We start from the raw sequence: 20,563 nt of genomic DNA, 5'->3' as shown, positions 1-20,563 counted from the left end.
CACTCCGCCAACAAGCCGTTCTGCGATGGCAGCCACAAGCGCGTGGGGTTTGTCGGGTAATTGCCAAGGTTGCGATCCGTCACACCCCCCTCTGTCCTGCCGGACATCTCCCCCTCAAGGGGGGAGATTGGCAGCTTCGCCGGCGGCCACCCTGTTTGCAGCGTTGAAAATTTGCGAGAGCGTGGGTGACACCCAATCTCCCCCCTTGAGAGGGAGATGTCCGGCAGGACAGAGGGGGGTGCTGTCCCGCCGGCATTGGGCGAGCCTGCAGCGTGTTCGCCCGTGGCCCAGCCATCGCGGCTTTATCGATCGGCCGGTATCCGCTAAGGGGCGGAGACGAATTCTCCGGACCCGCCAATGACCGCCAAGCTCAAACCCTCCCCCCTGTTCCTCGGCATAGACACCGGCGGCACCTACACCGACGCGGTGCTGTGGTCGGAGGCCGGCGGCCCCGGCGGAAAAGTTCTGGCCAAGGCCAAGGCGCTAACCACCCGTCACGACCTGGCGGTCGGCATATCGGGCGCGGTCGATGCGGTGCTGCAAAAAGCCGGCACCGACCCGGCGGCGATTAAGCTGGTGTCGATGTCGACGACGCTTGCCACCAATGCGCTGGTCGAGGGCCAGGGCGGCCGCGTAGCACTTGTGATGATCGGTTTTGCCGAGGGCGACCTTGCCCGCGACGGGCTGAAGGCGGCGCTCGGCACCGATCCGGTGGTGTTCTGCCCCGGCGGCCACGATGTCCACGGCAATGCGGCGAGCCTCGATCTGTCCGGGCTGGATGCAGCTTTGCCGGAATTGGAAAAGTCGGTGTCCGGCTTTGCCGTCTGCGCCTATTTTGCTACCCGCAACCCGGCGCACGAGCTTGCCGCCCGCGACCTGATCCGCGACATAACAGGCCTGCCGGTCACCGCCAGCCACGAGCTGTCGGCCAAGCTCGGCGGCCCGCGCCGGGCACTGACGACCTTGCTCAACGCCCGGCTGATCTCGATGATCGACCGGCTGGTCGCGGCAACCGAAGGTTTTTTGGCCGCGCGCAAGATCGCCGCCCCGCTGATGGTGGTGCGCGGCGACGGCGCGCTGGTCTCGGCCGCCTTTGCCCGCCAGCGGCCGATCGAGACGATCCTGTCCGGCCCGGCCGCCAGCCTTGTCGGCGCCCGCCACATGACCGGCCTCGACAATGCCGTGGTCTCCGATATCGGCGGCACCACCACCGACGTCGCGGTGTTGGACAAGGGCCGGCCGCGGCTCGATCCGGAAGGCGCCACCGTCGGCGGCTTCCGCACCATGGTCGAGGCCGTCGCCATGCGCACTTTTGGCCTCGGCGGCGATTCCGAAGTGGCGCTGGAGGACGGCGCGCTCAACCCGAAGATCCTGCTCGGGCCGCGCCGCCTGGTGCCGCTGGCGCTGGCCGGCATGATGCATGGCGACGCGGTCACATCAGAACTGGAACGCCAGCTGCGCGCACCCAATCCCGGCCGCATGGATGGCCGCCTCGCGGTGCGCACCGGCGTGCCGGAGCGGCTCGCGGCCGGACTGACCGGTGCCGAAGCCAAGCTTTACGAGCTGATCGGTGCCGTGCCGCAGGCTCTCGACAGATTGCTGACTTCGAATGCCCAGAACGCCACCTTGAACCGGCTGGTGTCGCGCGGGCTGGTGCATGTCGCCGGCTTCACGCCGTCGGATGCCGCGCATGTGCTGGGCAGGCAGGCCAATTGGGATCTGGCTGCGGCGCGTCTGGGTGCCGAGCTGTTCGCGCGCAGGCGTGACGGCCGCGGCCAGTTCATCGCCGCCTCGCCGGAGGCGATCTCGGAACGGGTGCTGACCACGCTGACCCGCCTGTCGGCGGAAGTCATCCTCGAGACCGCCTTCGCCGAGGATGGGCTGGATGGCGCGGCGACCGTCGCCCACGCGCTGGTCCAGCGCGCCGTCGACGCCCATCCCGGCATCGCCCGGCTCAGCGTCGCGCTCGACCGTCCGGTCATCGGCCTCGGCGCCTCGGCGCCGTTGCACTATGCCGGCCTGGCCGAGCTGGTCGGCAATGACTGCGTGGTGCCTGAGGATACCGATGTGGCCAATGCGCTCGGCGCCGTCGTCGGCCAGGTCCGGGTTTCGGCCGAGGCGCGGGTCAGCCAGCCCAAGGAAGGGCTGTTCCGTGTCGCCTCAGGCGAAAGCGTGCGCGATTTCAACGACGAGGCGGCGGCGATCGCCGCGGCGGAGAGAGATGTGCGCGCTATTGCCGCCGGGCGGGCGAAGGACGCCGGCACCGACAGCGCCGAGATCGAAATCGCCAGCGAGTTCCGCGTCTCCACCGTCGAGGGCCAGCGCATGTTCATCGAGGCGCATGTCGTGGCGGTCGCGTCGGGCAGGCCAAGGATGGCGGTGTGATTAGCCGATCTCCCCCCTCGAGGGGGAGATGTCCGGCAGGACAGAGGGGGGCGCTGTCCCGCCAACGTCTCAGTCTTTCGCGGTAACACCTCAGACTTGCGGCTGGTCGTAAATGGCAAGGTCGGCGATCCTTCACGCCCCCCTCTGCCCTGCCGGGCATCTCCCCCACAAGTGGGGAGATTGGCAGCTCCTGCAACGGCGAAAACGCCCTACCTTCACCTATGCCGAATTGACCCTGCAACCGCGACATGCCAAAGGCCCGGCCTAGCCTTTCGTCTGGAGAAGCCCTGATGATCGATCGCGTCGAGATCGCCGGATTGCGGATTGCCCGCGAGCTTCATGATTTTGTCGTGAACGAGGCGTTGCCGGGCACCGGCATTGAAGCGGAGGCATTCTGGAGCGGTTTTTCGGCGATCGTCCATGATCTCTCGCCAAAAAACCGGGCGCTGCTCGAAAAACGCGATGCCATGCAGAACAAGCTCGACCACTGGTACCGCGACAATGGCGCGCCCGTCGACATGGAGGCCTACAAGAGCTTCCTCCGCGAGATCGGCTATCTCCTGCCCGAGGGGCCGGCCTTCAGCGTGACGACCGAAAATGTCGACCCGGAAATCGCGCTGGTCGCCGGGCCGCAGTTGGTGGTGCCGGTGATGAATGCGCGTTATGCGCTGAATGCCGCCAATGCGCGCTGGGGCTCACTGTATGATGCGCTCTACGGCACCGACGCCATCCCGGAGACGGACGGCGCCGAGCGAGGCAACAAATTCAATCCGGCGCGCGGCGCCAAGGTCGTCGCCTGGGCGAAAAGCTTCTTCGACGAGGCGGTGCCGCTCACGACAGGCAAATGGGCCGGCGTGAACGGGCTTTCGGTCGCCAACGGCATGTTGCGGCTGGGCGAGGGCGGCGGCGCCACCACGCTTGCCGACCCCAAGCAGTTTGCCGGCTATCGCGGCGATGCCGCCGACCCCGAAGCCGTCTTGCTGGTCAGGAATGGCTTGCACATCGAAATCGCCATCGACCGCAACAACCAGATCGGCCGCACCGATCCGGCCGGCATTGCCGATGTCGTGCTGGAATCGGCGCTGACAACCATCCAGGACTGCGAGGATTCGGTGGCGGCCGTCGATGCCGAGGATAAGGTGCTGGTCTACCGCAACTGGCTCGGCCTGATGAAGGGCGACCTGGCTGAAGAGATCACCAAGGCCGGCAAGAGCTTTGTCCGAAGGCTCAACCCCGACCGCACCTATACCGCGCCCGATGGCGGCACGCTGACCGTGCCCGGCCGCTCGCTGATGCTGGTCAGGAACGTCGGCCACCTCATGACCAATCCGGCGATATCGGACCGCGACGGCAATGAGGTGCCGGAAGGCATCATGGATGCGGCGCTGACGGCGCTGATCGCGCTGCACGATGTTGGCCCCAACGGGCGCCGCGCCAATTCTCGCGCCGGCTCGATGTATATCGTAAAACCCAAGATGCATGGGCCGGAGGAAATTGCCTTTGCCGTCGAGATTTTCGACCGCGTCGAGGCGCTGCTCGGCATGGCGAAAAACACCATCAAGATGGGCATCATGGACGAGGAGCGGCGCACCACCGTCAACCTCAAGGAGGCGATCCGCGCCGCCAGGGACCGCGTCGTCTTCATCAACACCGGCTTCCTCGACCGCACCGGCGACGAGATACATACCTCGATGGAAGCCGGCCCGATGATCCGCAAGGGCGACATGAAGCAGGCCGCCTGGATTGCCGCCTATGAAGCCTGGAACGTCGATACCGGGCTCGAATGCGGGCTGGCCGGCCACGCCCAGATCGGCAAGGGCATGTGGGCGATGCCCGACCTGATGGCGGCGATGCTGGCCGAGAAAATCGCGCACCCTAAGGCCGGCGCCAACACCGCCTGGGTGCCGTCGCCGACGGCGGCAACCCTGCACGCCACGCACTACCACAAGGTCGATGTCCACGCCGTGCAGCAGGCGCTGAAAAGCCGGCCCAGGGCGAAGCTGGATGACATATTGTCGGTGCCGGTCGCAGTGCGGCCGAACTGGTCGCCTGAAGACATCCAGAAGGAACTCGACAACAACGCACAAGGCATTCTGGGCTACGTCGTGCGCTGGATCGACCAGGGCGTCGGCTGTTCGAAAGTGCCAGATATAAACAACGTCGGCCTGATGGAGGACCGTGCTACGCTGCGCATCTCTTCGCAGCACATCGCCAACTGGCTGCATCACGGCGTCTGCACGCCCGACCAGGTGATGGAAACGATGAAACGCATGGCGGCAATCGTCGACCGCCAAAACCATGGCGATCCGCTCTACCGGCTGATGGCGCCGGACTTCGACAAGTCCATCGCCTTCCTCGCCGCCTGCGACCTCGTCTTCAAAGGCCGCATCCAGCCCAACGGCTACACCGAGCCGGTCCTTCACGCGCGGCGGCTGGAACTGAAGGCGCGAGAGCGGAAGGGATAAAACCCTACGACAGTCGGGCTATGACCGGTCGCGCATCCTCAGGCATTAAATATTTGACCAATGTACTGTAGGGTGGGGGTGAGCGTGATTGGATACTGCCACGACAACGTGCGACGAATTTCTCAGGGGCCAAATGAGCAACAACAGGTCTGAACTAACCGTCAGAAAATTCTTTGCATCGATAATAGTCATTTGGGAAGCATTGCTATTCAATTCGCTGCCGACCCAGGCTGCAGAAGAGGTGCCGTTAGCTGTTCCTCTGATAAAATTGGAGTACCCGGGAAATCCACCCAATATCCGGATGTTGTATGTTAAGGTGCTGTCCCTCGGTAACAGAAAAATAAATCAACCGCTCTTATTGGATACCGGATCCAGTGGCATGACGATCGGCTGTGCTTCTGTGCTTCCCAAGAAGCTGTGTTCCGTCGAAGGAATAAAAATCACGAAAGATCTGGAACTGGATGGGATAACCGTTACCACCCAAAAAGCCGTCATGAATTACGGAACCTACGATGAGTACGGAAATGTTGCGTTGGCCCGGGTGACTTTCGGCTCCCGAGGCTCTTCCGTCTCCACCGAGGCATCCATCCCCTTCCTTGTTCGCTATAAGGAGGTCAGACGCAGCACAGGTGAAATCGTCGGCGGCCGGCTCTGGCCAAAAGGGATTTTTGGCATTTCCCCTATTGGGGGTGGTGGACCAAATCAAATGCTGAAATCCCCAATGGATGCCGTGAGTCCCAGAAATGGCTTGCGAAAGGGGTATTATCTTTCTCCGATAGGAACCGATTGGAGAGCTTGCACGAACGAGGAGGCGAATTGCCCGGCAGTTAAGGCACTTCACATTGGGATATCGGACAGCGTGAAAAGCGGCTTCAATATGGATAAGTGGAAAACCGCTAGCGAGCGCTATAACTTCCCAACCATAGGTTCATGTATCCTATTGAAAGAAAAAACAACTTGCCGGCCGACGCTTTACGACACGGGAAACTCCACGATCGTAATAGCGGACAGCCCGCCAAAAGATTCGGGCGGATCAATGGACGTCGGGACCAGAGTGGCGGTAAAAATCGCGATGCTGGGGGAGTGGAAGTTCGACACGTCATACGGGTCCGAGTTGGAATTCTCTCCAACGATCGGCCACAACATCATTGGCATACGATATTTTGAAACGAATAGTTTACTAGTTGACCTCGAAGCGAAAGAGATCGGAATCCGCATCGGGAATTGACCAGAACTCTTCATCGTGTTCGGCCGTAGGACGGGACGCTCCTACGCCGCCTGCGCCATCCGCTCCGAGCTCATGCGGTAGGAAATCGCTTCGGCCAGATGGATGCGGCCGACCGTCTCGCTGGCCTCGAGATCGGCCAGTGTCCGCGCCACCTTCAAGACGCGGTGGTAGGCTCGTGCGGAAAAGCCGAGCTTTTCGCTGGCATCCCTCAGCAGCGACAGGCCGGCGGCATCCGGCATGGCGATCTCCTCGATGAACGACGGCGAGCAATGCGCGTTGGTGGTGGCGGACGTTGCGCCGAGTCGTTCGAAACGCTCACGCTGGATCGTACGCGCACGCGCCACGCGTAGTGCTACCGCCGCGCTTTTCTCCGCCCGGTCCGGCCGGATCAGATCGCTGGCCGAGACCGCCGGCACCTCGATCCTGAGATCGATGCGATCGAGCAGCGGGCCGGAAATGCGCGCCTGGTAGTCGGTGCGGCAGCGGTCGCCGCGCAGGCAGCGATAGCCCGGCTCGCCGGCCATGCCGCAGCGGCACGGGTTCATCGCCGCGACCAGCTGGATGCGCGCCGGATAGGTGACGCGATGGTTGGCGCGCGCGATCATGCAGTCGCCGGTCTCCAGCGGCTGGCGCAGCGCATCGAGCGCCTGCGGCGAAAATTCCGGAAACTCGTCGAGGAACAGCACGCCGTGATGGGCAAGCGAGGCCTCGCCCGGCCGCACGCGCAGGCCGCCACCGACCATCGCCGCCATCGAGGCCGAATGGTGTGGTGCCCGGAACGGCCTCCGGTCGGTCAGCTTGCCTTCGCCGAGCTCGCCGGCCACCGAGGCGATCATCGAGACTTCGAGCAATTCCCTGGGCGCCAGCGGCGGCAGGATCGACGGCAGCCGCTGCGCCAGCATCGACTTTCCCGACCCCGGCGGCCCGACCATCAGCAGATTGTGGCCGCCGGCCGCCGCCACTTCCAGCGCCCGCTTGGCGGTCTCCTGGCCCTTGATGTCGGCAAGGTCGGGCAGGTCGCGCGCCGAGGCGTGGATGCCGGCTTCCGGCCGCGACAGAACCTGCGTGCCGCGAAAATGATTGGCGATGGCGATCAGGCTGCGCGGCGCCAATATGTCGAAATCCTTGCCGGCCCACGCCGCTTCCGGCCCGCAGGCAAACGGGCAGATCAGGCCCTTGCCTTCGGCATTGGCGCCGATCGCCGCCGGCAGCGCTCCGGCCACCGCGGCAATGGTGCCGTCAAGCGACAATTCGCCAAGCACGACATAGCCGGCCAGCATGTCGCCCGGAATGGCGCCGAGTGCTGCCATCAAACCGAGCGCGATCGGCAGATCGTAATGGCTGCCCTCCTTGGGCAGGTCGGCAGGCGCCAGATTGACGGTGACCTTCTTCGACGGCATCGACAGGCCGGATGCATGCAGCGCCGCCTGCACCCGCTCGCGGCTTTCGGCTACAGCCTTGTCGGCCAGGCCGACGATGTGCATGTTGACCTTGCCCGGCGCGATCATCACCTGCACGTCGACCGGCACGGCCTCGATGCCCTGGAAAGCAACCGTGCGAACCCGCGCCACCATGTCTTCACCCCGGCTGCAGGCTTGCCCCAAGCCCTTGCGATCATGCCGCGAACGGCGTCACCGGAGACAACCACAGATTTCCGGCGAGGGCAAGAACATTTGGGGAACGGCTGAACGCAGCGGCTCCAATGGGTTGCAACGCGGCCGCTCCGAAGCGAGACTAGTTACGCTTGCCCTCCACCGCATCCCAGAACAGGCTGGCGATGTCGGCGCCGCCGAAGCGCTTCACTTCGCGTATGCCGGTCGGTGAGGTCACGTTGATCTCGGTCATGTAGTCGCCGATGACGTCGATGCCGACGAGGATGAAGCCGCGCTCCCTCAGCCACGGGCCGATGCGGCCACATATCTCGCGTTCGCGCTCTGTCAGCTCGGTCTTTTCGGCGCGGCCGCCGACATGCATGTTGGAGCGCGAATCGTGCTCGGCCGGCACGCGGTTGATGGCGCCGACCGGCTCGCCGTCAATCAGGATGATGCGTTTGTCGCCGGCGCGCACCTCCTTGAGGTAGCGCTGCACGATGTAGGGTTCGCGGAACATCTGGCCGAACATTTCGAGCAGCGAGGCGAGGTTGCGGTCGGCCTCGTGCAGGTGGAAGATGCCGGCGCCGCCATTGCCGTAGAGCGGCTTGACGATGATGTCGCCAAACTCCTTGCGGAAGGCGGCGACTTCGAGCGGATCCTTGGTGATCAGCGTGTCCGGCATCAGGTCGGGAAATTCGGTGACGAAGATCTTTTCCGGGCTGTTGCGCACCCAGGCCGGGTCGTTGACCACCAGCGTCTTCGGATGGATGCGCTCGAGGATATGCGTGGTGGTGATGTAGTTCATGTCGAAGGGCGGATCCTGCCGCAAAAGGATGACGTCCATCTCCGAAAGATCGGTACGGATTTCTTCGCCCAGTGAATAATGGCTGCCCTTCTCGTCGCGGACCTGCATCGCCTCGATGCGGGCAAACACCTTGCCGTCGCGCAGCGACAGCCGGTCGGGCGTGTAGTGGAACAGCTGGTGGCCGCGCCGCTGCGCTTCCAGCGACAGCGCAAACGACGTGTCGCCGGCAATCGACACGGTGGAGATGTGGTCCATCTGGACGGCGACTTTCAGGGGCATGGCAGCTCTCCGGCGCACTTGCAGCGATCCACTTGGATGCACAAAGTACGCTCCAACACTTTTGAATCCATGCATCGTGCTGTCCGAAAATCGATTCCGATTTTCGCGCCGATGCATCGACGACAGCGATATAAGGAAATCGGCGGCTTCTGCCAATCGGCCAAGGTCATGATGAGGCTGCGCTTCGTTTGGCGCAGATCCCAATGCGATGTGCCGTCAGTGATCGAAGACCAGCTTGGAATAGCCGAGGAAGGACAGCGCCATGGCAATCAGCGAGGCGACCGCAAGGGCGATGAGCGGCGACACCGTCGGCAGCGCGAACAGGATGGCGCAATAGACGAGATAATTGACGACGCTGGTGGCAATGCCGACGCCGCCATAGCGTGCGCCCTCTTGCGCGATGCCGCGGCTGGAAGGCGAAAACGTCAGATGGCGGTTGATCAACCAGGTGACGGACAGGGCAAAACCGATCGAAATGATGCGAGCCGCGAATGGTCCGAGCGGCGCTATCGTCAGCACCAGCCAAAGCGCCGCCGCATCGGCGACGAAGCCGACGCCGCCGGCGAAAATGAAGCGGGCGAGGCGTCCCATTCAGGCTCTAGGCCGCGCGCGGGGTCTTGCCCGGTCCGGCCTTCAAAGTCGCGAGGGCGCTTGCACGTTCACGTTCGACGCGACCGGAAGGCATCGACAGATAGAAGATGCGCTTCTGCTCGGCCCGGCCGCGCGACACCGAATCGAGGATTACCCCGGTCACCGCCGCCAGCATCGACAGCAGCAGCAGCCCGACCGACAGCACCCAGGTCGGCATGCGCGGCACAAGCCCGGTTTCGGCGAACTCGATCAGCACCGGCGCCATCAGGAACAGGCTCGATGCCAGGAAGAACACCGAAAAAGCGCCGAAGAAACGCAGCGGCTGTGTCTCCTTCATCAGCATGGCGAACATCCACAGGATCTTCGCGCCGTCGCGAAAGGTCGACAGCTTCGACGAGGAGCCTTCCGGCCGGCGGCCATAGTCGAGCCCGATCTCGCTCACCGGCAATTTGAGCTGCGAGGCGTGCACCGACATTTCGGTCTCGATCTCGAAACCGCCGGAAACGGCGGGAAAGCTCTTGACGAAGCGCCTGGTGAAGGCGCGGTACCCCGAGAAGATATCGGTAAAGTCCGAGCCGAACAGCCGCTTGTAGAGGCTGTTGAAGATGCGGTTGCCGAAGGCATGGCCAGTCCTGCCGGCATCGTCGGCGACGCCGCGCCTGGTGCCCACCACCATGTCGGAGCGCTCGGTCAGCAGCGTGTTGATCAGTTGCGGCGCGTCCTCCGGCGCATAGGTGCCGTCGCCGTCGGCCATCAGATAGATGTCGGCCTCGATGTCGGCGAACATGCGGCGCACGACATTGCCTTTGCCCTGGCGCGGCTCGCGCACCACGATGGCGCCGGCGGCGCGGGCTCGGAGCGCCGTCAGATCGCGCGAATTGTTGTCGTAGACATATATCGCGGCGGCAGGCAGCGTCTCGCGAAAGCGCCGCACCACTTCGCCGATCGTCAGCTCCTCATTGTAGCAAGGCAGGAGCACGGCGATGCTCGGCTCATGGCGCACTTCTTGTGGCATTTTCGTCTCCGGATGCCCTGTGAGGTCCCTGACCGCTCAAACGCCGGCCTCGCTCGGGCGGCTTTACTATTTATTGAAGCTGTTAAGGCTAGGTTTAAACCGCCCCGTATTCCTTCCAAAGGTCCTGATATGAGCACAGCCGACGATGGCGCCTCCATTTGGAGGTCCGATATCGCGCTGGCGCTGCTTGCCACGCTGCTGGCGCTTGCCGTCAATGCCTTTGCCGGTTTCCCGGAACTGACCAATGCCGGCGGCGACAACGACAATCTGCTGCGCCTTGTCGAAGTTCGCGACATGCTGGCCGGCCAAAGCTGGTTCGATCTGCACCAGTACAGGATGGGCCTGGAAGGCGGCTTCGTCATGCACTGGTCGCGGCTGGTCGATGCGCCGATCGCCGCCATCACGGCCGTGTCGGCCCTGACCGGGAGCACGGTCTTTGCCGAGAATTTTGCGCAAGTGCTGTGGCCGGCGCTGCTCTTTTGCCTGACCGTATTTTTCACCGCTCGCACCGCGCGCAGCTTTGCTGGTGACGGCGCCGTGCTGCCCGCTGTCGTCGTCGGCGCCGCCGCACTGCACTTCCTCGGCATTTTTTCGCCTGGCGCGCTCGATCACCACAATGTCCAGCTGATGCTGAGCATGGCCAGCCTGAGCCTTCTGCTTGAAGCGCCCTTGCGCGGGCCGGCGGCACTACTCTCCGGCCTGTGCGCCGGATTGATGCTGGCCGTCGGCATGGAAACCGCGCCTTATGTCGCCACCATCGGCGCCTCTGTCGCCACGCTGTTTGCCCTCGACGCCGATGGCGAGAGGCCGATTGCCAGGGATTTCGGCCTCGGCTTTGCCGGCGTGTCCGCTCTCGTCTTTGTCGCCACCATCGCACCGTCCGCCTGGGGTCAGGCGCAATGCGACGCCTTCTCGACCGTGCAGTTCGTCGTCGCAGCGATTGCCGGAACCGGCCTTGCGGCGATAGCGTCGGTCGAGCCCGCTGGCCGCACGCGCCAACGGCGCATCGCCTCGCTTGGCCTGCTTGCCCTGATATTGGCCGCAGTCGTCGTCTTTTTGTTCCCGCAATGCCTGGCAGCGCCCTATGCCAACCTCGATCCGCGCCTCAAGGAGCTATGGCTTGATCACATCGACGAGGCGCAATCGCTGTTCAAGCTTCTCGCTGAAGATCCGGCCGGGGTGGTGGCGCGCTATGCTACGCCGCTCATCGCGCTCGTGCTGATGGCGCTTCGCCTTGGCCGTGGCGGCTGGCGGCGGCAGGACAGCCTTGTCGGCACGCTGCTTGTCGTGGCCTTCATCGTCAGTGCCTGGCAGGTGCGCGGTTCGACATTCTCGATCGCCTTCGCCGTCATCCCGCTTGCTGCCTGGATTGCCAAATGGCGTCAACGGGCCGAGGCCAGCCCGTCGCGCGGCGTGGCGCTGCGCATGGCCGCCGTCTGGCTGGTTTCGGTGAATGCCGTCTGGACTGGGGCTGCCGCGGCGACCTCGGTCGCCTTCGAGGACAGCAATACCGCCGCCGATAATGGCGACGGCGCCGATGTCGCTTGCCAGCGCATGGCCTCCTTTGCGGCGCTTGGCCGCCTGCCCGGCACCACGGTGCTGGCAATTTCCAATCTCGGATCGCCGATCCTGGCCTATTCCGGACACCGCGTCTTCGCCGGGCCTTATCATCGCAACGTCGCCGGCAACCTGCTGGCGCTCGATGCCTTCCTTGGGTCCGATGCCGATGCCAGGACAATCCTGGCGGATCATCACGTCGGCCTCGTCGCATTGTGCCCCGGCAGCCCCGAAAGCAAGCTCCTCGCCGCCAAGGCGCCGGCAGGTTTTCTCGCCGGGTTGATGCGCGGCAGCGTACCGGAATGGCTTGAGCCGGTTGCCGGGACCAGCGGAGCCGCCGTCGAATTGTACCACGTCCGGCTGGGCGGCTGATCGATCGGGGGCGCGTGCGGCCTTTTGTCGGACATAAGTCCCGACTATCCACTCTTTCGCCCTTGCCCGCCCGACATGGCTGGATAGGATGCGCGCCGGTCAGACCGAGATCGTTGGACCGGGAGAGAATTCATGATGCCATCGGCACACTTTGCCGACCTCGAAGGCGCTTCGGTGCTGATCACCGGTGGCGGCTCCGGCATTGGAGCCGCCTTGACCGAGGGATTTATCCGCCAGGGGGCAAAGGTCGCCTTTATCGATATCGCCGACCGTCCGAGCCTGGCGCTGGCCGATCGGTTAGACAAGGAGCTCGGCCGGCGGCCGCTCTATCTCAAGACCGATATACGCGATATCGAGGCATTGCGGTTATCAGTTGCCAAAGCCGCCGAGGCGCATGGCGACGTGACCGTGCTGGTCAACAATGCCGCGCAGGATGACCGTCATGCCGTCGAAGACGTCACGGTCGAGTTCTGGGACAACAATCATGCCATCAACCTGCGCCCGCATTTCTTCAGCGCACAGGCGGTGGCGCCGGGCATGAAGCGGGCCGGTGGCGGCTCGATCATCAATTTCACCTCGACCTCGTTTCTCATCAACCATCCCGATATGCCGGCCTATACCGCCGCCAAGGCCGGCATCGTCGGCCTCACCAAGGGTCTTGCCGGCAAGCTCGGCGTCGACGGCATTCGCGTCAACGCAATCGCGCCCGGCTGGGTGATCACCGAGCGACAGAGAAAGCTCTGGGTCACCGAACAGGCGCTCGCCGCCCACGTCGCCAAGCAGTGCATCAAAGAGGTGATGCAGCCGGAAGACCTTGTCGGCACCGTGCTGTTCCTGGCGTCGGATGCTTCACGCATGCTGACCGCGCAGATGCTGATCGTCGACGGGGGGTTCCTGTGATCTCATCGAGCAAGGCCCCTTCTGTCGCGGCCGTCGACTGGGGCACCACCCGGATGAGGGTGTGGCTGCTCGACGGCGCCGGCAAGGTTCTCGCCGAGCGGCGCGGCGATGACGGGCTGATCACCGCCCAGGCTAAAGGATTTTCGTCCGTTCTCGAAGGGCATCTGGCTGCCATGGGTGCCCCCGAGGCGCTGCCGGTCATCATTTGCGGGATGGCCGGTTCGCGCCAGGGCTGGCTGGAGGCGCCCTATGTCAGCGTGCCGGCGCCGATCGGCGCTATCCTCGCCGGCGCTGCCCGCATCCCCGGCCAGCGCCGCGACATCCGCATCGTGCCCGGCCTTGCCCAACGCCTTGCCGATGCGCCTGACGTCATGCGCGGCGAGGAAACGCAGCTTGCCGGCGCCGGTTTGCCGGCACAGGGACGCCACCTCGTCTGCATGCCCGGCACCCATTCGAAATGGGTGCTGGTCGAGGACGGTTCCATTGCCGGCTTCGGCACCTGGCCGACCGGCGAGCTGTTTTCGGTGCTGGCTGCGCACTCGATCCTGCGCCATTCGCTGGGCGAGCCGCCGCAGCCGGTTGCCGCCGAAAGTCCGTTTTTCCGGGACTGGTGCCTGAAGGCGTTGGCCGAGGGCGGTGACATCGTTTCAAGACTGTTCTCGATCCGCGCCGCCAGCCTGTTGCAGGACCTGAAGCCCGAAGATGCCGCAGCCTCTCTGTCCGGCCTGCTGATCGGCGGCGAGATCGCTTCGGCAAATAGCCGCTATGGGGCAAGCGCCGTGCCCGTCGTGCTGATCGCATCGGGCGCACTCGGCAGGCTCTATGCCGAGGCGCTCGGCCTTGCCGGGCTCGCTTTCAGGGCGGTCGACGCCGATGAGGCGGTGCGTGCCGGCCTTGCCGAAGCCGCGCGCGAAAATGGCATGATCGCCAAAAATGGAGTTGCCGCATGACCGAAACCGCACCTTTTCCAAAGCTCAAGCGGGGTCTGGTCGCGATCCTGCGTGGCCTCAAGCCAAGCGAGGCGGTGGCGATCGGCCAGGCGATCTTCGGCGCCGGCATCGAAGCAATCGAGGTGCCGCTCAACTCGCCCGAGCCTTTTGTTTCCATCGCCAGTATTGTCGAAGCGCTTCCTCCGACGGCGCTGGTCGGCGCCGGCACGGTGCTCACCGCCGCCGATGTCGACGGTCTGCACAAGGCCGGCGGGCGGCTGCTGGTCAGCCCCAATATCGATGCCGAGGTCATGGGCCGTGCCATGCAGTACGGCATGGTGACGATGCCCGGCGTGTTCACGCCGACCGAGGCATTTCAAGCAATCCGGCTCGGCGCCTCGGCATTGAAATTCTTCCCGGCGAGCGTGCTTGGCGCGGCGGGCATTTCGGCGATGCGCGCGGTGCTGCCAGCCAGTGTGCTGGTCGGCGCCGTCGGCGGCGTTTCGGACAAGGACTTTGCCGGCTACAAAGCGGCCGGCGTCACCGTCTTCGGTCTTGGCTCCAGCCTGTTCAAGCCGGGCATGAGCATCGACGAAGTGGCAGCACGGGCGAAGGCTGCGGTCGTGGCCTGGGACGCGGCGTTTGGAGCGGCATGATGAGCGAGACCATCGTTTCGGTTTTTTCCGACCATGTCTGCCAACTCGGCGAGGGGCCAAGCTATGACCCTGCCACGGACACGCTCTATTGGTTCGACATCGTCAACGGCCAGCTCCTGGAACAGCGCTTGTCCGGCGGTGCGGTCAAAATCCACGAGCTCGGTCAGATGGCCAGCGCCATCGCCATCGTCGACGACCAACGCCAGCTGATCGCCACCGAGACCGGCCTGCATGTCCGCGATGTCGCGACCGGCAAGCTGACGCTGCACACGCCGATCGAGGCCGATAATACGGTCACCCGCTCGAACGATTCCCGCGTTCACCCTTGCGGCGCCCTCTGGGTCGGCACCATGGGTAAGGGCGAGGAGAAGGCCGCCGGTTCTATCTACTGGTTCTTCAAGGGCGAGCTGCGCCGGCTCTATGCGGATCTCACGGTGCCCAATTCGATCTGCTTTTCCGAAGATGGGACCATCGCCCATTATACCGACACCAGCACCGGGCTGTTGATGCGCGTCGGCTGCGATCCTGCGACCGGCCTGCCGGTTGGCGAACCGAAGGTCTTCGTCGATCACCGTTCGGCCAAGGGCTATATCGATGGTTCGGTGCTCGACCGCGACGGCATATTGTGGAACGCTTGCTGGGGCGGCAGCGTCGTCGAAGCCTATGGACCCGACGGCAAGCTTGTCCGTTCGGTGGCGATGCCGGCGACGCAGCCGTCCTGTCCGGCTTTTGTCGGCAGGAATGCCGACCGGATCGCGGTCACCTCCGCCTGGTCCGGCAAGAGCGAGAAGCAGCGCCTGCTCGACCCGCAAGCCGGCATGACGTTTATGCTCGACATTCCAGTCAATGGTCGCTTCGAGCCGCGCGTGCTGATTGGCTAGACCATGGTCCCGAACCTTTGGTACGGAAAAGATCATGGTCAAACAAGAAGATGGTGCGCTTGCTGTCGTGCAGGCGTCCGATCAACGTCGGTTCCGCGCAAGCCGAATGCGTTCCCCGTGCGATGGTAGGCAATCGTGCTGCCAGGAGCCGTTCCACCCATGTCAAGCCGCAAGCCGAAGCTGATCCTTGTCTACGAGCCGGAAAAGGCCTGCTTCGATCGGCTGGTCGCCGATAACCACGTGCCGGAGCGTGCCGTCGAAATCGCCTCCTATCTGGCGCAATCGACCGACATCGCTGCTGAATTCGACGCACTTGCCGCCGCTTGCCAGAAGCGCGGCTTGTCGTTTGCGCCGGTGACACTCGACGACGCCGCAAGCGTTCTCGCCGGCGAGGACCCGAAGACCACGCTCGTCTGGACGCTGACCGACGGCATCGCCTATTTCCGCGGCGGCGCGGCACCAGCTCTGGCACGGCTGAACGGCCTGAAGGCGATCGGCGCCGACGATGCGCTTTTTGCGCTCTGTCAGGATAAGTTCCGTTCCGGCGCCGTGCTCGGCGCGCTTGGCTTGCCGGTGCCGCGGGCGGGCCTTGCCCGTGACGGAGCCTGGCTGGTCGCGCCGCCGGACTCGCCCGCCGGCTGGTTCGTCAAGCCGAACCGGCTCGGCGCCAAGATCGGCATCTGGCCGGATTCGCGCTGCCACGATCTCGGCCACGCGCTGGAGCTTAGCCGGCGCGTCTTCGCCGCCTATCGCGACGATGTCGTGGTCCAGCCCTATGTCGCCGGCCGCAACGCGCGCGCCAGTTTTCTCGGATTGAAGCCGGATACCGGCGCCGAGGCGCTCGGCATCGCCCTTGTCGATTCGGGCAGCGATTTCCAGACCATGCAGGACAGCCTGGCGCTTTACGGCGATACCGGTGTAGCGGCGAAAGCCGCGGGAAATTACGCTGAGCCGTTGCTGCTTCCCGTTGGCGCCAGCCAGCCTCGAGCCGATGCAAGAATCCGTCGCATCGCCGAAAGCCTGATGGTCGGGCTTGGCCTGCGGGATGTGTTTTCCATCGACTTCCGGGTCGAAGCCGACGACAGCGTACACCTCATCGAGTTCGAGGTCTGCCCCGGCCTGCCCTGCTTCGATTTCCGCGATTACTGTCGCCGGCAATGGGGCCTGAGCCTCGCCGATGCGATGGCTGAAACCGCGACGAACCGGATTCTCGCCTAAATCCCCTCGACCAGAACGATTTCGCCGTCAGCCACCTTCTGGCGGATCGCGACCGCGCGCTGGTATTCGGGCGAGTGGTAGCAGTCATGCGCCGCCGCAAGCGACGGAAACTCGATGATCACATTGCGGTCGCGGCCCGGCCCCTCGGCCTTCTCATGCGCGCCGCCGCGCGCCAGGAACTTGGCGCCGAAGCGGTCGAAGGCCAGCTTGGCGGCTGCGACATAGTCCTTGTAGCCTTCCGCATCGCGCACGTCGACGCGAGCGATCCAGTATCCCTTGGGCATCGGTTTCTCCTGGTTTTTGGTCCTTATGCCGAGCGCATTTCATCGAGGATGGCTTCAGCTGCCGCCCGCCGGTCGGCCGCGCCGACGATCGGCCGGCCGACCACGAGGTGGCTGGAGCCGTTGCGGATCGCCTGCGCCGGCGTCACCACCCGCTTCTGGTCGCCATGGTCGCTGCCCGTGGGCCGGATCCCCGGCGTCACGACGGCCAGGTCGGGGCCGACGATGCGGCGCACCGCCTCCGCTTCCTCGGCCGAGCAGACGATGCCGCCCATGCCGGCATGTAGCGCCTGCTCGGAGCGCCTCAGCACCAGCGTATGCGGATCATATTCATAGCCGGCGTCGATCACGTCCTGCTCGTCCATCGAGGTCAGCACGGTGACCCCGAGCAGGCAAAGGTCGCTGCCCTTCGCAGCCTCGACCGCCGCCTTCATCGTCTTCGGATAGGCATGGATGGTCAGCATGCTCATGCCCATCCTGACGATGTTGTCGACCCCCTTGGCCACCGTGTTGTCGATGTCGAGCAGCTTCATGTCGAGAAAGATCCTGGTGCCGCCGCTGGCCAGCTCGCGGGCGAAGTCGAGCCCGCCGGCAAAGGCGAGCTGGTAACCGATCTTGTAGAAGGAGACGATCCCGTCGAGCTCGCGCACCGCTTTCTCGGCTTCCTTCAGCGTCGGCAGGTCGAGGCCGACGATCAGCCTTTCCTGCATCGTGTCGGCATGCGCGGCGTCCGGGATCATGCCTCGATCCGCGTCGACAGCATGCGCGAGGTTTCGATCAGCGTTCGGCATAGGTGCTCCATCGATTGGCGTAGCCTCTCGTCCCTGAAGTTGCCCTCGTCGTCGAAGGCGTTGCCGCCCTCCGGCACCGAGCATTCCGGTGTCACCACCTCCATCCGGCAGCGCACCAGAACGGCGCGCAGATGGTTGATGCAGCGTATCCCGCCGAAGGGTCCGTTGGAAGACGAGCAGAGGCCGGCAACCTTGCCGGCAAGCGGCCTGAACGTCCGGCCGCCATCCTTGCGCAGCTGGCTTACCCAGTCGATGGTGTTCTTGAGCAGCGGTGGAATGGAGCCGTTATATTCGGGCGTCGCGATCAGCAGCCCGTCATGGGCGGCGATCATCCGGCCGAGCTTGACGGCGTTTTCGGGAATGCCTTCTTCCTTTTCCAGATCCTGGTCGAGGATCGGCAACGGATAGTCGGCGAGCGAGATGCGGGTCACCTCCGCGCCCTGCATGGCAAGTTCCTTCTGCGCCACGTCGGCGGTCCTGCCGCTATAGGCGCCGCTGCGCACCGAACCGGCGACGACGAGAATTTTCGGGATCACAGCCATGGGGTCTGCCTTGTCACCCGATGGATATAAGACAAGTGCTATTCAAACCCAACGCTGCAATTCAGGCGGCCCCGCGTCGGTAGATCCAAAGCTGCGTCGGCGGAATGTTGCGGATGACGAAATGGAAATGCTCGACCGTATAGTCGCCGCGGCCCGGCGGGATCGGCGACAGCGGCCCGTAAGTCAGCTGCACGATCGGCCGGCCCGCCGGGATGCGGTCGAGCAGGCTCTCGACATAGGCGATGCGCTGGGCGACCGGGAAGTTGAGCAGCGGCACGCCCGATATCACCGAATCGAAGACCAGATCGCGCTTGTCACCGAGCGTCGCGTCGAGATTGAAGGCGTCGCCCTCGATGACGTTGACGCCTGGATAAAGCTGGCGCAGATGGCGCACGAAATCAGTGGAATATTCGACCGCGTAGAGATTTTCAGGCTTTATGCCCTGAGCGAGGATGGCGCGCGTGATGACGCCTGTGCCGGGCCCGACCTCGAGCACCGGCAGGCCGGATTTCGGATCGACGATCGAGGCCATCTTGCGCGCGGTGATGGAACTGGTCGGGACGATCGAACCGACCGCCTTCGGCTTGTCGATCCAGCCCTTGAAGAACTTCAGCTCGTCATCGAACTTTTCCGCCAGCGTCTTTCGCAGTCCGGGACTACGCGTCATCGAAAGTCCTCCTCAACGCTCCCTCGCATGCTACTTATCAGCTACGAGGTGCAAGACAAGGCGAATCCCCGGATAAGGTGTTGATGACGCTCGGGAAGCGTTTCCAGGGATGAGCTTCAATGCTCGCCGAACGTTTCGAAAAAGTCCTTCATGCGGGCGAAAAATCCGCTCGATTGGGGCGAATTGTCCTTTGAGGAAAGCTGTTCGAATTCCTCCAGCAATTCGCGCTGGCGGCGCGAAAGGTTCTGCGGCGTCTCGACTACGGTCTGGATGTAGAGGTCGCCGATATTAGGTTGGCGCAGCACCGGCATGCCCTTGCCCTTGAGGCGGAACTGGCGGCCGTTCTGAGTGCCTTCCGGCACCTTCACCTTCGTCTGGGTACCGTCCAATGTCGTCACCTCGAAGGAGCCGCCAAGCGCTGCGGTCGTCATCGAGATCGGCACCTTGCAATAAAGATCGGCGCCGTCGCGCTGGAAGAACTCGTGCGGCTTGACCGCGAGGAAGATGTAGAGATCGCCCGATGGGCCGCCGCGCAGGCCGGCCTCGCCCTCATTGGCAAGCCGGATGCGGGTGCCGTCCTCGATGCCGGCCGGGATGTTCACCGACAGCGAGCGCTCCTCGGTGACGCGGCCCTGGCCGGCGCATTTCGGGCATGGGTCCTTGATGGTCTGGCCGCGCCCCTGGCATTGCGGGCAGGTGCGCTCGATCGAGAAGAATCCTTGCGTGGCGCGCACCTTGCCGTGGCCGTTGCACATCGAGCAGGTGACGGGCTGGGTCCCGGGCTTGGCGCCGCTGCCCGAGCATTCCGAGCAGGAGATCGAGGCCGGCACGCGGATCTGCGCGGTCTTGCCGGAAAATGCCTCTTCCAGCGTGATTTCCATATTATAGCGCAGGTCGGCGCCGCGCTCGCGGCCGCCGGACGAGCGGCGCTGGCGCCCGCCCATCATGTCGCCGAAAATGTCCTCGAAAATGTCGGCGAAGCCGCCGGCGCCAAAGCCTTGCGCCCCGCCATTCATGCCGCCGTGCTCGAAGGCGGCGTGGCCGAAGCGATCGTAGGCGGCGCGCTTCTGTGGGTCCTTCAGCGTTTCGTAGGCTTCGTTGATTTCCTTGAATTTGTGCTCGCAGGCATGGTCGCCTGGGTTGCGGTCGGGATGGAACTGCATGGCCAGCTTGCGGAAAGCGCTCTTGAGCTCCTTCTCGTCGGCGCCTTTTTGCACGCCCAGCGTTTCGTAAAAATCAGCTTTCATGTTTTCCCGCAGTCCGGATAGTCAACGTCTTGAAGTATCGTTGCGTCGTTTGCCGGCACGCTGTTCCGATTTAGGTGTGATGGAGCCGGGATGCCAGTGTCTACGAGGCTTTGTCCGCATTTTTTCGGGTAGCTCGGCGTTTTTCCGGCAAAGGGTTGCAAA

At 64.1% G+C, this 20,563-nt stretch carries 18 protein-coding genes; 9 read left to right on the top strand and 9 right to left on the bottom strand.

Annotation, left to right across the window (positions count from 1 at the left end; all coding sequences use genetic code 11):
• Positions 1-357 precede the first annotated feature (357 nt).
• From NKI22_RS30210 to NKI22_RS30200, 3 genes are all read left to right on the top strand, one after another.
• Positions 358-2,385: a hydantoinase/oxoprolinase N-terminal domain-containing protein gene (locus tag NKI22_RS30210; RefSeq protein WP_352815859.1), complete on the top strand. Its 2,028-nt coding sequence runs from the start codon at positions 358-360 to the stop codon at positions 2,383-2,385.
• A 290-nt stretch (positions 2,386-2,675) separates the two neighbouring features.
• Positions 2,676-4,850, top strand: coding sequence for a malate synthase G (locus NKI22_RS30205; protein WP_023718896.1), 2,175 nt, complete (start codon positions 2,676-2,678; stop codon positions 4,848-4,850).
• Between the two features lie 133 nt (positions 4,851-4,983).
• Positions 4,984-6,078: a hypothetical protein gene (locus NKI22_RS30200; RefSeq protein WP_023718897.1), complete on the top strand. Its 1,095-nt coding sequence runs from the start codon at positions 4,984-4,986 to the stop codon at positions 6,076-6,078.
• 41 nt (positions 6,079-6,119) lie between these two features.
• On the opposite strand, the gene NKI22_RS30195 is transcribed toward NKI22_RS30200, so the two are convergent.
• The 4 genes from NKI22_RS30195 to NKI22_RS30180 all read right to left on the bottom strand — a co-directional run bounded on the left by NKI22_RS30195 (position 6,120) and on the right by NKI22_RS30180 (position 10,360).
• A complete protein-coding gene (locus NKI22_RS30195; RefSeq protein ID WP_023718898.1) occupies positions 6,120-7,652 on the bottom strand; it encodes a YifB family Mg chelatase-like AAA ATPase in 1,533 nt (510 codons plus the stop codon).
• 160 nt (positions 7,653-7,812) lie between these two features.
• Complete coding sequence (gshB, locus tag NKI22_RS30190; protein WP_023718899.1) at positions 7,813-8,754, bottom strand: glutathione synthase; 942 nt, start codon at positions 8,752-8,754, stop codon at positions 7,813-7,815.
• A 216-nt stretch (positions 8,755-8,970) separates the two neighbouring features.
• Entirely contained in the window at positions 8,971-9,345 is a 375-nt protein-coding gene (locus tag NKI22_RS30185; RefSeq protein ID WP_023718900.1) for a GtrA family protein, read from the bottom strand.
• A gap of 7 nt (positions 9,346-9,352) precedes the next feature.
• Positions 9,353-10,360 (bottom strand): glycosyltransferase, encoded by a 1,008-nt coding sequence (locus tag NKI22_RS30180; RefSeq protein ID WP_023718901.1) that lies wholly within the window; start codon positions 10,358-10,360, stop codon positions 9,353-9,355.
• 129 nt (positions 10,361-10,489) lie between these two features.
• On the opposite strand from NKI22_RS30180, the gene NKI22_RS30175 reads away from it, so the two are divergent.
• The 6 genes from NKI22_RS30175 to NKI22_RS30150 all read left to right on the top strand — a co-directional run bounded on the left by NKI22_RS30175 (position 10,490) and on the right by NKI22_RS30150 (position 16,873).
• Positions 10,490-12,289 carry a GtrA family protein gene (locus NKI22_RS30175; RefSeq protein ID WP_352815855.1) on the top strand — a complete coding sequence of 600 codons (1,800 nt, stop codon included), beginning with the start codon at positions 10,490-10,492 and terminating at the stop codon, positions 12,287-12,289.
• Positions 12,290-12,421: 132 nt separating this feature from the next.
• Entirely contained in the window at positions 12,422-13,189 is a 768-nt protein-coding gene (locus NKI22_RS30170; RefSeq protein ID WP_023718903.1) for an SDR family NAD(P)-dependent oxidoreductase, read from the top strand.
• A complete protein-coding gene (locus NKI22_RS30165) occupies positions 13,189-14,139 on the top strand; it encodes a 2-dehydro-3-deoxygalactonokinase (RefSeq protein WP_031193988.1) in 951 nt (316 codons plus the stop codon). Before NKI22_RS30170 ends, NKI22_RS30165 begins: the two co-directional genes overlap by 1 nt.
• On the top strand, positions 14,136-14,774 hold the full coding sequence (locus NKI22_RS30160) for a 2-dehydro-3-deoxy-6-phosphogalactonate aldolase (RefSeq protein WP_023718905.1): 639 nt from the start codon (positions 14,136-14,138) through the stop codon (positions 14,772-14,774). The genes NKI22_RS30165 and NKI22_RS30160 overlap by 4 nt, the downstream gene beginning before the upstream one ends.
• On the top strand, positions 14,774-15,655 hold the full coding sequence (locus NKI22_RS30155; protein ID WP_352481401.1) for an SMP-30/gluconolactonase/LRE family protein: 882 nt from the start codon (positions 14,774-14,776) through the stop codon (positions 15,653-15,655). The genes NKI22_RS30160 and NKI22_RS30155 overlap by 1 nt, the downstream gene beginning before the upstream one ends.
• Positions 15,656-15,814: 159 nt before the next feature.
• Positions 15,815-16,873, top strand: coding sequence for a D-alanine--D-alanine ligase family protein (locus NKI22_RS30150; protein ID WP_352549618.1), 1,059 nt, complete (start codon positions 15,815-15,817; stop codon positions 16,871-16,873).
• Here NKI22_RS30150 and NKI22_RS30145 read toward each other — a convergent pair.
• From NKI22_RS30145 to dnaJ, 5 genes are all read right to left on the bottom strand, one after another.
• Complete coding sequence (locus tag NKI22_RS30145) at positions 16,870-17,157, bottom strand: DUF1330 domain-containing protein (protein ID WP_023718908.1); 288 nt, start codon at positions 17,155-17,157, stop codon at positions 16,870-16,872. The genes NKI22_RS30150 and NKI22_RS30145 overlap by 4 nt on opposite strands.
• 23 nt (positions 17,158-17,180) lie before the next feature.
• Positions 17,181-17,894, bottom strand: a complete 714-nt coding sequence (gene pyrF, locus NKI22_RS30140; RefSeq protein ID WP_023718909.1) for an orotidine-5'-phosphate decarboxylase — start codon at positions 17,892-17,894, stop codon at positions 17,181-17,183.
• Complete coding sequence (locus tag NKI22_RS30135; protein ID WP_023718910.1) at positions 17,891-18,487, bottom strand: NADPH-dependent FMN reductase; 597 nt, start codon at positions 18,485-18,487, stop codon at positions 17,891-17,893. The genes pyrF and NKI22_RS30135 overlap by 4 nt, the downstream gene beginning before the upstream one ends.
• A gap of 61 nt (positions 18,488-18,548) precedes the next feature.
• On the bottom strand, positions 18,549-19,154 hold the full coding sequence (pmtA, locus tag NKI22_RS30130) for a phospholipid N-methyltransferase PmtA (protein ID WP_023718911.1): 606 nt from the start codon (positions 19,152-19,154) through the stop codon (positions 18,549-18,551).
• Between the two features lie 116 nt (positions 19,155-19,270).
• Positions 19,271-20,401 (bottom strand): molecular chaperone DnaJ, encoded by a 1,131-nt coding sequence (gene dnaJ, locus NKI22_RS30125; RefSeq protein ID WP_023679852.1) that lies wholly within the window; start codon positions 20,399-20,401, stop codon positions 19,271-19,273.
• Between the last annotated feature and the right edge of the window lie 162 nt (positions 20,402-20,563).

Source organism: Mesorhizobium sp. M0778 (assembly GCF_040320105.1).
Classification (GTDB): Bacteria; Pseudomonadota; Alphaproteobacteria; order Rhizobiales; family Rhizobiaceae; genus Mesorhizobium.
The sequence above is the reverse complement of the archived record's forward strand: the minus strand, read 5'-3'. Positions and strand labels throughout refer to the sequence as shown.